We start from the raw sequence: 12,887 nt of genomic DNA, 5'->3' as shown, positions 1-12,887 counted from the left end.
GCGTGACTTCCTCCACCGAGAATCTGCCGCCCGCCCGCCTCGAACGCTCCACTACCGAGGCGGGCGCGCCCGTCGCGGTCCTAACTTTCGATGCGCCACCGCTGAACCTTTTCGGTCAAGCGATGTTCGACGCGGTGACTGCGGCTGTTGCCGATCTGGTCGCGAATCCGCCTCGTGCCCTGCTGCTCCGAGCGGAAGGCAAGGTGGTCTCGGCGGGCGTCGATGTGCACGTCTTCGACGGGCTCACGGTCGAGCAGGGAGCCGAGCTGTGGCGCACGCTGTTCACGCGGATCATCCAGCCGTTGGAGACGCTGCCGTGCCCAGTTGTCTTTGCGGCGCACGGTTTGACGCTCACCGCCGCGTTCGAGATCGCCCTTGCCTGCGACATCGTTCTCGCCGGTCCGCGCGCGAAGTTCGGCCTTGTCGAAACCGTCGTCGGGCTCACTCCGTCGATGGGTGGCCCGCAACGCCTCGCCGAACGCGCCGGGTCCGGTCGGGCGCGTGAGCTCGTGATGACCGGCGACCTCTACGACGCGGCGACGTTGAACGACTGGGGCGTCGTCAACGCGGTCCACGACGACGTCGACGCCGCTGCCCGCGAGCTGACCGCCCGACTCGCCGACGGCCCCACCAGGGCGCACGACGCCACCAAGCGCATCGTCTCGGCGTGGCGATCCGGCGGCATCGAGCATGCCGACTCGGTGACGCCGGAGGTGTCCGGCGCACTGTTCGGGACCGACGACTTGAAGGGTGCCGTACGCAGCTTCCTCGACGTCGGACCAGGTAAGGCGACGTACACGGGTCGTTGACGGCCGTTGTGTGATCTGGGTCATATAGTGGAGAGGTCCCTGCGCACGGAGGTCTCATGTCGGCATCACTCGTCGAATATCCGACGACGGTGCCGGTGTGGGCAGATTCCCGGGTTGCGCGGTGCAGCGACGGCCTTCTGCGATACTGCGGTTTGACGCCGTCACTCACCGAGTTTCTCGACGTGCGAGCGCATCGCTACGCGAATCGGGATGCGGTGACAGAACTCGGCGGTGCTGGGCTCACCTATCGCGAACTGTGGACGTCGGCCTCGCGGATCGCGGGCGGATTGCAGACCCACGGGATCAGCGTGGGAGATCGGGTGGCGATCCGATTTCCGAACGGTGTTCGCTGGGTGCAGGCCTTCCTCGGCGTACTGCTCAGCGGCGCGGTGCCGGTGCCTGTCGACGACGCACTTGCCGACACCGACGCCGCTCATGTGTTGGCAGACAGCGAGGCCGACTACATCCTCGACGACACGTTGCCCATCGGTCTGCCGTTCATCGACGACGGCGCGTGCCTGAGCGAACTGGCCCTGCTCTGCTACACCCGCGGAACCACGGGGCGGCCCAAAGGTGTGGAGCTGAGCAACGAAAACCTGTTGTCCGCAATCGAATCGGTGATTCGGGCCGAAGGCTTGACCGGCGAGGGTATCCGCAATCTGGTGCTGTTGCCGCTGGCGCATGCCAGCGGATGCGTCGACCAGTTGCTGCCGACCCTGGCCGTCGGCGGGACGCTGGTGCTGGCGCCCGATCTGCCCGTCGACGGGGTGGCGCGCGTCGTCGAGTCGGCGGGGATCGACGTGGTGACCGCGACATCGGGTGACTACCGTGCCGCCTTGGCGGGCGGTGCGTTCATGGGCGTCCACGCCGACAGGCTCCGCACGATCTGTTGTGCCGGTGACGCTTTGGCGGACGCGGACACGGCGGTTCTACGCAGTGCGTTTCCTTCTGCGCGGCACTGGTCGTGGTGGGGCGCGACCGAAACCAGCGGTATCGGACTGACCATGCCGGACGATTGCGCAGCTATGCATCCGGGTCGGGTCGGTATCGCGTTCGGTGGAGCCGAGCTCGCGTTGTGGGGCGACGATGCGCACCTGGGCACGGGCGAACTGTTGTGTCGCGGACCGCACGTGATGCGCGGCTACTGGAAGAATCCCACGGCAACGGCCGCGCAGTTCACCGGAAACTGGTTTCACACAGGCGATCTGGTCGACATCGACCGAGAAGGGTACGTGCGGCTGATCGGTCGAGTGCGGCGTTCAGCCGAGCAGCCGTCGACGCAGTCGGCTCAGGGTGTCTGAGTCGATGCCGATCTCGGCAAGGTAGGCGTCGAATCCGCCGTAGCGCTCGTCGACGGTTTTCATGCCCGCACGGTAGAAGTGTTCGGTGACGCCCAGCATCGCGTCCGAAATGGTGCCGTGGTCACCGTATTTCGCGCTCAGCATCTGTCGGAGCGGCTCGACGGCGTCGTTGCTGCGGAGATAGTCGGCGACGATGTCGTCATCCGTCACGCCCACGGCGCGCAGCAATGTTGCGGTCACCCAGCCTGCGCGGTCCTTGCCGGCCGCGCAATGCACGAGGACGGCGCCGTCGCTGTCTGCGATCGACCGTGCGATGTCACCGATCGCCTTGTGCGCGCCGTTGTGGTCGGCGAACTGCGCGTAGACGCCGGTCATGAAGTCGTCGACGCGCTCTGGGGTGTCCAGTTGCGGAGCTTCGTGCGGAGCGCTGTCGTCGCGCTCGGGATCGAACGGCGCGGCGTGCAGGGCGACGCCGGCCGGTAGGGCATCGCTGCCTGCGCGTTCCACCTCACCGGTGCCGCGAAGATCGTAGACGTCGGTGACGCCGAGGCCGGTAAGTGCTTGTCGCCCAGCGTCGTCGAGGCCCGCCAGCTGCGACGATCGGTACAGCACGCCAGCGCGAACGGTGCCGCCGTCCGCGGTGCGCAGTCCGCCGACATCGCGAAAATTCCAGGCACCGCTGAGGTAGAACTGATCGTGAGTCTCTGCGTCGGCCACATCGACGACAGATAGGCTCTGTCGTTATGGCTGTCCCTTCCACCCGACTTCTCGTGTTGGCGCTGGTGCGCATTCTGCAACCCGTGCACGGGTACGACGTGCGGCGCGAGCTGCTGTCCTGGCGCGCCGACGAGTGGGCCAACGTTGCGCAGGGCTCGGTGTACAGCGCGTTGAAAACCCTGCAACGCGACGAGCTCATCTCGGTGGAGGACGTTGCCCAGGACGGCGCACGGCCGGAGAAGACGCGCTATCGGATGACCGAGCAGGGCGAGAAGGAATTTCGGATTCTCTTGCACGACGCCGTGCGGTCGGTGGAGCAGCCGAAGTTTCCCTACGCGCCCGCTATCGCGCTGATGCCGTTCGAGCCACGAGACGACGTGATCGCGGCTCTGCGCGGCAGGATCGCAAAGCTGGCGGTCGATATCGACGATTTGAGCAGGGAGGCCGATCGAATATTGCAGGGCTCCGGTGACCCAGTGCTCGACGAGCCGTACCACGTCGCCGACTCCCTTCGTTTTCATGCGTTGCACCTGGAAGCGGATCTCACCTGGTCACGACAGACGCTGGCTCGCATCGAAAGCAATGAGCTCGATGTGTGGAGCGGCAAGTGGGCCGACGCCAAAGGGTTTAGTCAAGACTGAATAGTCAAGATTGACTAAACGGCGAATGGCTCCTATCGTCATTCGTCGTGACCACCACTGCAGCCATCAAGACATCGATGATCTCCGTTCGGGGATTGTCGAGAACGTTCTCCACGAAGACCGGACCCGTCGACGCGGTGAAAGGCGTCAGCTTCGAGGTTCGCGACGGTGAGATCGTCGGTCTGCTCGGCCCGAACGGGGCAGGCAAGACGACGACCTTGCGCATGATCAGCACGCTCATCTCGCCCACCGCGGGCGATGCCACGGTGTCGGGTGCCGACCTACGATCCGATCAGCGCGGTGTCCGTTCCCGCGTCGGCTATGTGGCGCAGGGCGGTTCGACCGCCGACGAAGAGCTGGTCATCGACGAACTCGTTTTGCAGGCAAGGCTTTTCGGACTCAGCAAGGCGGAGGCCGTCAGCAATGCCGAAGAGCTGATGTCGACTCTCGATCTCGAGGGTCTCGGCGGACGCAAATGCAAGCAACTCTCCGGCGGCCAGCGCCGTCGCGTCGACATCGCGCTCGGGCTGATCCACAAACCGAAGCTCATCTATCTCGACGAGCCGACGACCGGCCTGGACCCGCAGAGCCGCGCAAATCTGTGGGATCACATTCGCTCGCTGCGCAGTCGCGGCACGACGATCGTCCTGACCACTCACTACCTCGACGAGGCCGATGCGCTGTGCGATCGCATCCTGGTGATGGACCATGGCGACATCGTCGCGGAGGGTACTCCCGACGAGCTCAAGCGGCGCATCTCCGGCGACGTCATCAGTCTCGAAATCGACAGCGGCAGAGTCGAAGAGGCAGTCGCCGTCGCTGAATCGGTAGTCGACGTCCGGTCGAAGTTGACCGAGCGCAATCGGGTACACCTCACCGTCGAACACGGCGACATGGCCGTCGTGCCGTTGCTACGCGCCCTCGACGCGCACAACATCACGGCAGGCTCGCTGACCGTCAAGCGCCCCAGCCTCGACGACGTCTTCCTTATTGTCACTGGCCGCTCGCTACGCGAAGGAACGCACTCATGAACTTTCTACGGGAAACCGGTCTGATCTTCTGGGCGCAGCTGCGCACGAACGTCCGTAGTCCAGTCTGGGTGATCATCGGACTGACGCAGCCGATCCTCTACCTCGTGCTGTTCGGTCCGCTACTCAAAGGCGTCAGCGGACAGATCGGTGGCGGCACCGACCCGTTTTTGATCTTCACGCCGGGCCTGATCATGCAGCTCGGACTCTTCGGTGCGATGTTCGTCGGCTTCGGCATCGTCAGCGAACTGCGCGCGGGTGTGATCGAACGGCAGCGGGTCACGCCGGCCAGCCGAGGCGCATTGCTGGCGGGCCGCGTCTGTAAGGACATGGTGGTGCTGATCGTGCAGGCTCTCGTCTTGATCGTGGTTGCGGTCGTCGCATTCGGATTGCGGCCCAACGTGATCGGATTGCTGCTCACGTTGATCTTGATTGCCGTGCTGGCCGCCGGTTTGTCCTCGGCCTCCTATGCGCTGGGTCTCTGGGCGCAGTCGGAGGACACGTTGGCGTCGATTCTCAACAGCGTGACGATTCCGATTCTGCTGCTATCGGGGATTCTGCTGCCGATGACTCTCGGCCCGACGTGGCTGCGGACCATCGCCAAGATCAATCCCATCTTCCACACGGTCGACGCTGCACGCGCGCTGTTCCGCGGCGACTTGGGTTCATCCGATGTCTACGTCGGCGGCGGCGTCACCATCGCGCTGGCGGTGGTACTCGGAATCATCGGCGCGCGCAGCTTTGCGCGGGAGAACGCCTAGGCTCGGGACACTAGGACACTCGGAGCGAAATCTCCGGGTAGCCGGTGGCGCCGTCGGGGACCACATCGGCAAGGTCGGCTGTCTGCACCTTGCCGGTGTTGTCCGTCGACCGGGCGCGAACGAGGTGCGGGCCCGGCGTCGCGTCCCAGTCGTAGGCCCATTGCCGCCAGGTGTCGGTCGAATACTCCTGTGACAGTCGGGCCTGCACCCAATTGCCGTTGTCGATCTGCACCTCGACGGCTTTGATGCCGGTGTGCTGCGCCCAGGCGACGCCGGCGATCGGAACCTTGCCGGTGCTCACCTGAGCCGACGAGACAGGGGTGTCGATCCGGGTGCCGGTCTTGATGGGCCCGCGTTCGGACCAACCGCGTTTCGTCCAGTAAGCGGTCGCCTTGTCGAAGCGTGTCACTTCGATGTCGGTCACCCATTTGGTCGCAGAGACGTATCCGTAGAGCCCAGGCACCACCAGACGCGCGGGGTATCCGTGCTCCACCGGCAGCGGCTCGCCGTTCATACCGATCGCCAGGATGGCGTCACGACCGTCGGTCAGCACCTCGATCGGTGTGCCCGCTGTGAAGTTGTCCGTGCTCTTGGACATCACCATGTCCGCGTCGGGGTGCACGCCTGCCTCGTCGAGAAAGTCTTTGATCGGGTAGCCTAGCCATTTTGCGTTTCCGATCAGATCGCCGCCGATCGGGTTCGATACGCAGGTCAGGGTGACCACCCGTTCCACCGCCTGGCGTTTGGCGAGGTCGGCGAAGGTGATGCGCACTTCGCGATCGACCATGCCGTGAATTCGGAGTGACCATTCGTCGGTCGACAGCTGCGGCACGACCAGTGCGGTGTCGATTCGGTAGAAGTCGCCGTTCGGCGTGATGTAGCTGACGGCGCCGGGAACCTTCAGATCCGCCTCCGGCGGGATGGGTGGCGCAGGCGACGTGGGAGTCGGTAGCACCTGCACGGCCCGGTTCGCGTCGACGTTGTGCGCGCGGGACGCGAAGAAGCGGCCTATTCCGGTGGTGACCACAGCCAGGACACCGGCGCCGACGACCATGCCGAGGAACTCCCTGCGCGCGCCTTGATCGTTGGCGATGGACGCTTCGGATTCGAGTGCGCGCGTCAGCCACCGCAGCACGACGATTCCGACGATGACGCCCAGCACTATCGGAATCGCGTATGCCCACGTGGCGCCCGCGCGGGTCACCGCAGCGGCGGCGGCGAGTAGTGCGAAGACCCCGAACAGCGCGGACCCGCGTGGCCGGTTCGTTCGTTCCACAATTCCTGCGATCGCGGCGACTGCGATTGCCACAGCGGCCATCACCACGAACAGCACTGTCTTGTCGTTGGTGCCGAACGCCTTGATGATCTGTTCGCGGAAGCCGTCGGGTGTGTTGTTCACGATCACCGAGCCGAGCGCGAGCATCGGCGAACTGTTGGCGCCGATAGGCGCAGCGACCAGTTCGGCGACGCCCAGCGTCGCGCAGGCCGACACGATTCCGGCAAGCGCGCGCAACGGCCTTCGTGGCATTCCGCCAGGGTAGCCGCAGGTTGCAGAAGTGCCACCAAGCTGCCGTGTTGTGGTCCTTTCCTCAGGTTGGAGTCTTACGATCGAGGCATGCTGAACCGACTGCCGGTGGAAGATCACCGTGCTGAGATCGTCGAATCGGCGATCGCGATTGCCGAACGTAGCGGCATCGACGCGGTGACGATGCAGGCGGTCGCGACCGAGTCGGGTGTGCAGGAGCAAACCGTCCGCAACATGTTCGAGAGTGACGATTCGCTGGTCACGGCGATGAGCGAGGCGTTGGCGCGTCAGCTAACCACGTCGATGCTGCAGACGTTCTTCGAGGCCGCCGAGTCTGCCGAGCTCACTGGAATTCGTGGTCTGCGGGTGCTGCTGCACAGCGCGCTCAGCGGATTCTGGCCCATGGTCGAAGAGGCGCCGGATCGACGATTGTTGGTTTTCGAACTCACTGCCTACGGCTTGCGGCATCCCGATTCCGGGGTCGCGAGTGCGCAATACCGCTCGTTGGACGAGTACGGAACGGTCTTTCTCAACGAATGTGCGAAGCGGACCGGGACTACCTGGCTGGAGCCGGTGGGCGCGGTTGCCCGGCTGAGCCTGGCCCTGCTGGACGGACTGGTGCTGCGGTGGCTGGTGGATCGACGGAGCGAGGCAATGCTTGCGCAACTCGACGATGTCGCAGCGATCATCGCCTCGAAAGCGACGGAGTAGAACGCCAGCTGGACGTCCGTCCAGAAAGAATGGTTCAGTAGGACGATGCAGACCGTGATCGAGCGCATCGACAAGGCGACCGCCGGACTCGACGCCCCGATCGCCGTCCTCGATCGGGAGACCCTGCGCGCCAACGCCGCCGATCTGGTTCGTCGCGCATCCGGTGTTCCGATTCGGGTCGCGAGCAAGTCTGTTCGGTGCCGCGGAGTGCTCGAGGAGGTCCTCGGTACCGGGCTGACCGCGCAGGACGGCTTCCGCGGAATCATGGCTTACTCGTTGCGGGAAGCCGTGTGGTTGGTGCGCTGCGGAGCGCGTGACGTGCTGCTCGGGTATCCGACACTCGACGCCGGGGCACTACGTGGGCTGACTGCCGACGGCGTTGCACGCGACAGCATCACGTTGATGATCGACGACGTGGCTCAGCTGTCCGCGATCCGCGCCGCAATCGGGACCGATCGAGTGCATCCACGGGTCTGCATCGACGTCGACGCGTCGTTGCGGATCGGACCGATTCACGTGGGCGCCCGACGCTCGCCGATCCGCACTCCCGATCAGGCCGCGACTTTGGCGCGGGAAGCGTTGGCGCGAGGATTCGACGTTGTCGGCGTCATGACCTACGAGGCGCAGATCGCCGGCCTGCCGGACTCGAGTCCTGCGGTCGTGCTGATGAAGCGAGCATCTGCGCGCGAGCTTGCCCGTCGACGAGGACTGGTCGTCGAGGCCGTGCGCGACGCGGTCGGTTCGTTGGAGATCGTCAACAGCGGCGGTACAGGATCGATCGAAGTGAGTGTCGCGGACCGCGCGGTTACCGAGGTGACGGCCGGGTCTGGCTTGTACGTTCCAACGCTCTTCGACAAATACCGCTCGTTCGAGCCGCATCCGTCGCTGTACTTCGCCTCCGTGGCGCTGCGCAAACCGACTCCGTCGATTGCGACGGTGTTCGCCGGCGGCTACATCGCGTCCGGGCCTGCCGGAAAGTCGCGAGTGCCGGTACCGGTGTGGCCGAAGGGGTTGTCACTCTTGCGCAGTGAGGGTGCCGGCGAAGTCCAGACGCCCGTGTCGGGCGCCGGGAGCGTGCAGATCGGAGACCGCGTCTGGTTCCGCCACGCCAAGGCAGGCGAATTGTGCGAACGATTCACCGAACTGCATGTCGTCGAGGCGGACGGTTCGTGTTCGAGCATTCCTACCTATCGCGGCGAGGGGCAGTGCTTCGGCTGACTACCGGCAGAGTCGCATGAACGCACCCAGCTGACTCATCGCGTCCGGCGTCGTGGGTAGGTACTCGGTGAGGAGTCTGGAGCGGATCAGCACCGTCTTCCACAGTGCGCGCGAGATGGCGACGTTGAGGCGGTTGCGCGACAGCAGGAAGGTCATGCCGCGCGGGATGTCGTCTATGGCCGACGCTGTCATCGACACCAACACGACAGCGGCTTCGCGCCCCTGGAATTTGTCGACCGTCCCGACAGGAATCTGCGCCAGCCCGGCCTTGCTCAGCCGTGATCGAAGCAACGCGACCTGCGCGTTGTACGGCGCAACCACCAGGATGTCGGTCTGTGCGAGCGGCCGCGTCGGTTGATCGATTCCTGCAGACCAGGCGGTGCCGAGCAGCCCCTTGATCTGCCGGACTACTTCGCGCGCTTCCTCTTCCGATTCCGTCGAGTTGCCTTGATGCTCGACGAAGACGGTGTCGACGCCCGGTTCGATGCCGTCGAGATCACGTGCAGCCGTCACCGACTCGTTGGAGCGCAGCTTCCCGTCGTACGCCAGTTGCGACACAGCCTCGCAGACGCTCGGATGCATCCGCCACGTCTGTTCGAGGAAGTAGCCGCGGTCGACGGGCAGTGCGCCGCGACCTTCGGCGAGCCAGCCCAACGCCGACATGTCGACCGGTTCGGGATGAGTGCCCTGGCTGACCTGGGGGAGTTGCTGAGGGTCTCCCAGCAGCAACAGGTTTCGTGCGCTCTGCGCCACCGCGATGGTGTTCGCGAGTGCGAACTGACCCGCCTCGTCGATCACCAGGAGGTCCAGACTGCCGACCGGTACCCGGCCATCATGCGCGAAATCCCATGCGGTGCCGCCGATCACGCAGCCGGTATCAGCGCTGCCTTCGATGAAGGCGGCGTACTCGGACTCTTTGATCGATGTCCACAGCTCCGAGCTATCGCCTTTCTTCGCAACCACGGAACCGGGTACGCCTGCGCTCACCACCCTGTCGAGGGCATTTTCGATAACCGAATGTGACTGTGCCACAACGCCGACTCGCCAGTTATGGTCCAACACCAGGTCGCGAATCACCTTCGCGCCGGTGAAGGTCTTGCCCGTTCCCGGCGGGCCCTGGACCGCGACGTAGGAATTGTCGAGATCCAGCAGTGCACGGGTGATGGCATCGGCATACTTCAGATCATCGACAGCAGGCAGGGTGGCGCCGCTTCGCAGCCGCGGCGGAGTGCGACGGAGAATGTCCACCGCCGCAGTGTTCGGCAGGTTGGGCAACGTCGAACACATCTGTGCGGCGGCGGTTTCGATGGCTGCGTCGATGCGGTCTGTTCGCACCACGCTGGCAGGGGTGAGTGCCATCGGCAGTGAGTCGTATTCGGCCACACCGGTCGCGAGTAGCTCTTCGATCTGCACGACGTCGTTGAAGTCGTCATCGGTCGCGACGCTGACAATCTTCGCGGTGGTAGTCGCACGATGAGCAGGCCCGTCCGACGGCATACCGTCCGGTGCGGGCTGGTCGTAGAGGGCATAGACGTCGGAGCCCGGGCGCAAAGTAGTCCCGGTGCCGAACTTTCCGGTCAGGGTGACCACTCTGCGCAGCTTGCGTTGCCTCGGCCCCTTGAACCACTTCTCGTCTACTTCGCCGGACTCGGCGACCAGAACATCTCGTGTGTCGGCCCATTCGTCCACCGGGTGGGTAAGCCGGTCGAAGTGCGCCCACCAGAACGGCTTTCGCTCTCGGCGGTGATAGCCGATGGCCGACGCCATGAGGGCAGCCGCGGTCTCGTCAGCGCTGCGTTGCGCTGGTGGCGTGTCACCGACGAACTCGCGGAGCGTGGATTCGGTGACGGTGTACTCGACATCCGTCTCGGTGGCGTCGGTGTGTGGCCGTGGTTCCACACCCGATTCGGCCGCGAGGGACAGCAGCCAGTCACGGAGACGCAGGGTCGAGACGCAGTCGTACTCGTTGTAGTCGGCGATACCGTTCAGTGCGATAGCGGCATCGTCGGCTCGTTCGTTGTCGCGCAGGTCGCAGTACTCGGCGTACGCGACGATCGACCCCGCCGCATCGGTGACATCGCCGTCGCGCAATTGCTCGCCCATATAGAGCGGTTCGAGTTTCTTGATGCTGTAGGACCGGCGGCCGATCCGAACCGCTGCTCGCACAATCGGATACAGGTCCACCAAGACGTTCTGGCGAAGCAGATTGTCGACCGTCTCCTCGCCGACGCCATACCGTCCTGCGAGGCGGAGCAGCGCCGTCTTCTCGTAGGCGGCGTAGTGGTAGACGTGCATGTTCGGAAACTGTTTGCGGCGCTCGGTGACGTACGCCAGGAAGTCGATCAGCGCTTGGCGTTCCTCGGCGCGATCATGAGCCCAGAACGGTCGAAACGTCGGTGCCTCGGCTGGCCCTTCGACCACGCCGAACAGATACTCGAGGCCCCAATCGGGTGATCCGGCCTCCGACCACATCGGGTCGCCTTCGAAGTCGAAGAAGATGTCGCCCGGATCGGGTGCGGGGATGGCGCCGAGTAGGTCGGCGTCGACCACCTCGTGCAAGTGCTCGTCGGATTTCTCCTGGCGCAGTTGCATTTTCGCTTGGCGATGCAGCGCGGTGAAGGTGCGTTCGGCGACTCCGGCGACGGTCGATGTAGTTGTTGCTAGTAGGTCGATGGTGGTGACGCCGGCGTCAAGCAGGCGTGCTCGCGCCGTTGCCCGCATACCGGCAACGAGCAGCGGATCGCGGCTGGCTTCCACCTCGGGCTCACAGAAATCGCATCGGCCGCAGGCGGAGTAGCGCAGATCGCTCCACTGCACAGGAAGCAGCTCGTTCTGTTTCTCGTCGAGAATATGTTGCAGCCGGTCGCGTCGGGCGGAATGTACCGGCTCCAGGTCGGCGAGCAGATGTGTCGAATCAGAGTGGTCGCCGAGGAGTAGGTGAACCCGATCGGCGGGGCGAATGCCGTTGCCGGCGAGCGCATCTGCGTAGGCGGCGAGCTGCAGCAGCGAGGCAACCTTCGCGTGCCGGGCAAGTTTGGTGTCGTAGATCGCGTAGCCGTCGCCTTCGCGAACCAGGAAGTCGCAGAAGCCGAGGAAGCGGCCGTCGAAGAAGGTGCCCTGATAGATCACGTCGGTGCCGGCGACCGCAGCGTCGACGGTCGCCTGGTTTGCCGCCCTCAGGTCGGTGAGCGAATAGCCGGGTCGGTCCATCCACCGGACGCCCTCGCCAAAACGGTCGGTGAACTTCGCGAGCTGGCGACGCTCGTGGGCGTCGCCGAGGCGAGCCGTGCGGTCGAGCATCGGGTCCGGTCTGTCACGAGGCCGATCTGTCAGATCCAGTTTTCCGTCCAAGGTGCGCAGTAGCGCGAACTCGCAGCTCGCTGCCATCGCCAGGTCGCTGGCGCTGTAGATCACCCTGTCGTCGAGCAGAAACACTCGATCCTCCCGTCACTCGATCGGGCTCCACTGTAGGTGCCGGTACCGACAACATCGGTACGTCGAGACAATGGAAGGATGCCGTTCTTCGATGGAGCCAGCGGGCAGGTGCACTATCGGCGATGGCCGGGCGAGAACCCGCAGGTGGGGCTGATCTTCCTGCACGGCCGCGGTCAGCACAGCGGGCACTATCACCGGTTCGCCCGTGCGCTGCTTGTGCGCGGGATCGAATCGTGGGCGTTGGACCATATCGGGCACGGCCTGTCCGAGGGCGAGTTGGACAACGTCAGCCAGATCGATCAGCTTGGGGCACATGCACTTCAGCTCGCGGACATCGCGGAGGCCGACCGGCCGGGCCTTCCTTTCGCCGTGATGGGGCATTCGCTGGGCGCGGTGACGACCTTGGCGGCCGTTCACAAGCAGCCGACACGATTCGGGGCGGTGGTGCTGTGCGGAACACCGAAATCGGTGCGCACGAGGTCGCTGGACGTGCCTGCCGCTCCCGCATTGGTGGTGCACGGCGTAGATGATCGCCTCGCTCCAGTGGATGTCGTCCGTGAGTGGGTTGCAGGCCACCAAGGCGTTGACCTGCGTGAATTCGCCGATATGGGCCACAATCTCCTTCACGAACCGGGATATGCGACGGTGACCGATGTGATTGCCGACTTCTTGTTGGACACAATGGGGAACCGTTAGGTCGGCTGTTGCGTCAAATTTGTCAGAGGGAACTTTTCGACGGGG

Annotated in this window: 11 protein-coding genes; 8 read left to right on the top strand and 3 right to left on the bottom strand. The window is 64.7% G+C overall.

Annotated features, from left to right (window positions below):
• The first annotated feature begins 2 nt into the window (after positions 1-2).
• Both FOY51_RS12570 and FOY51_RS12565 read left to right on the top strand, forming a co-directional pair.
• Complete coding sequence (locus FOY51_RS12570; protein WP_149430583.1) at positions 3-809, top strand: enoyl-CoA hydratase/isomerase family protein; 807 nt, start codon at positions 3-5, stop codon at positions 807-809.
• A 56-nt stretch (positions 810-865) separates the two neighbouring features.
• Positions 866-2,110 carry a class I adenylate-forming enzyme family protein gene (locus FOY51_RS12565; RefSeq protein ID WP_149430582.1) on the top strand — a complete coding sequence of 415 codons (1,245 nt, stop codon included), beginning with the start codon at positions 866-868 and terminating at the stop codon, positions 2,108-2,110.
• Here the strand turns inward: FOY51_RS12565 and FOY51_RS12560 are convergent.
• Entirely contained in the window at positions 2,069-2,827 is a 759-nt protein-coding gene (locus FOY51_RS12560) for a tyrosine-protein phosphatase (protein ID WP_149430581.1), read from the bottom strand. The two genes, FOY51_RS12565 and FOY51_RS12560, sit on opposite strands and share 42 nt — an antisense overlap.
• Before the next feature lie 26 nt (positions 2,828-2,853).
• Between FOY51_RS12560 and FOY51_RS12555 the strand changes: the two genes are divergently transcribed.
• The 3 genes from FOY51_RS12555 to FOY51_RS12545 are packed head-to-tail and all read left to right on the top strand — an operon-like array spanning position 2,854 to position 5,257.
• Positions 2,854-3,468, top strand: coding sequence for a PadR family transcriptional regulator (locus tag FOY51_RS12555; RefSeq protein ID WP_149430580.1), 615 nt, complete (start codon positions 2,854-2,856; stop codon positions 3,466-3,468).
• 47 nt (positions 3,469-3,515) lie between these two features.
• On the top strand, positions 3,516-4,499 hold the full coding sequence (locus FOY51_RS12550) for an ABC transporter ATP-binding protein (RefSeq protein ID WP_353961367.1): 984 nt from the start codon (positions 3,516-3,518) through the stop codon (positions 4,497-4,499).
• Positions 4,496-5,257 carry an ABC transporter permease gene (locus FOY51_RS12545; RefSeq protein WP_149430579.1) on the top strand — a complete coding sequence of 254 codons (762 nt, stop codon included), beginning with the start codon at positions 4,496-4,498 and terminating at the stop codon, positions 5,255-5,257. The genes FOY51_RS12550 and FOY51_RS12545 overlap by 4 nt, the downstream gene beginning before the upstream one ends.
• Before the next feature lie 10 nt (positions 5,258-5,267).
• Here FOY51_RS12545 and FOY51_RS12540 read toward each other — a convergent pair whose 3' ends face one another.
• The gene (locus tag FOY51_RS12540) at positions 5,268-6,785 is read right to left on the bottom strand and encodes a molybdopterin-dependent oxidoreductase (protein WP_149430578.1); all 1,518 of its coding nucleotides are present in this window, start codon (positions 6,783-6,785) and stop codon (positions 5,268-5,270) included.
• A gap of 87 nt (positions 6,786-6,872) precedes the next feature.
• Here FOY51_RS12540 and FOY51_RS12535 point away from each other — a divergent pair, with 87 nt between their 5' ends.
• Positions 6,873-7,493: a TetR/AcrR family transcriptional regulator gene (locus FOY51_RS12535; RefSeq protein ID WP_149430577.1), complete on the top strand. Its 621-nt coding sequence runs from the start codon at positions 6,873-6,875 to the stop codon at positions 7,491-7,493.
• Positions 7,494-7,538: 45 nt separating this feature from the next.
• Positions 7,539-8,711, top strand: a complete 1,173-nt coding sequence (locus FOY51_RS12530) for an amino acid deaminase/aldolase (RefSeq protein ID WP_149430576.1) — start codon at positions 7,539-7,541, stop codon at positions 8,709-8,711.
• Here the strand turns inward: FOY51_RS12530 and FOY51_RS12525 are convergent, their stop codons facing one another.
• Positions 8,712-12,146 carry a TM0106 family RecB-like putative nuclease gene (locus FOY51_RS12525; RefSeq protein WP_149430575.1) on the bottom strand — a complete coding sequence of 1,145 codons (3,435 nt, stop codon included), beginning with the start codon at positions 12,144-12,146 and terminating at the stop codon, positions 8,712-8,714.
• A gap of 78 nt (positions 12,147-12,224) precedes the next feature.
• Here FOY51_RS12525 and FOY51_RS12520 point away from each other — a divergent pair, with 78 nt between their 5' ends.
• Entirely contained in the window at positions 12,225-12,842 is a 618-nt protein-coding gene (locus FOY51_RS12520) for an alpha/beta hydrolase (protein WP_149430574.1), read from the top strand.
• Positions 12,843-12,887: the final 45 nt, after the last annotated feature.

Source organism: Antrihabitans cavernicola (assembly GCF_008297975.1).
Classification (GTDB): domain Bacteria; phylum Actinomycetota; class Actinomycetes; order Mycobacteriales; family Mycobacteriaceae; genus Antrihabitans; species Antrihabitans cavernicola.
Note: the sequence above shows the minus strand (reverse complement) of the source record. Positions and strands in the feature narration are given on the sequence as shown.

What these genes read in the sequence shown, in the direction of transcription:
- FOY51_RS12555 (WP_149430580.1), top strand. Translation starts at nt 2,854, where the DNA reads ATGGCTGTCCCTTCCACCCGACTTCTCGTGTTGGCGCTGGTGCGCATT.
- FOY51_RS12530 (WP_149430576.1), top strand. Translation starts at nt 7,539, where the DNA reads ATGCAGACCGTGATCGAGCGCATCGACAAGGCGACCGCCGGACTCGAC.
- FOY51_RS12520 (WP_149430574.1), top strand. Translation starts at nt 12,225, where the DNA reads ATGCCGTTCTTCGATGGAGCCAGCGGGCAGGTGCACTATCGGCGATGG.
- FOY51_RS12540 (WP_149430578.1), bottom strand. Translation starts at nt 6,785, where the DNA reads ATGCCACGAAGGCCGTTGCGCGCGCTTGCCGGAATCGTGTCGGCCTGC.
- FOY51_RS12545 (WP_149430579.1), top strand. Translation starts at nt 4,496, where the DNA reads ATGAACTTTCTACGGGAAACCGGTCTGATCTTCTGGGCGCAGCTGCGC.
- FOY51_RS12535 (WP_149430577.1), top strand. Translation starts at nt 6,873, where the DNA reads ATGCTGAACCGACTGCCGGTGGAAGATCACCGTGCTGAGATCGTCGAA.
- FOY51_RS12565 (WP_149430582.1), top strand. Translation starts at nt 866, where the DNA reads ATGTCGGCATCACTCGTCGAATATCCGACGACGGTGCCGGTGTGGGCA.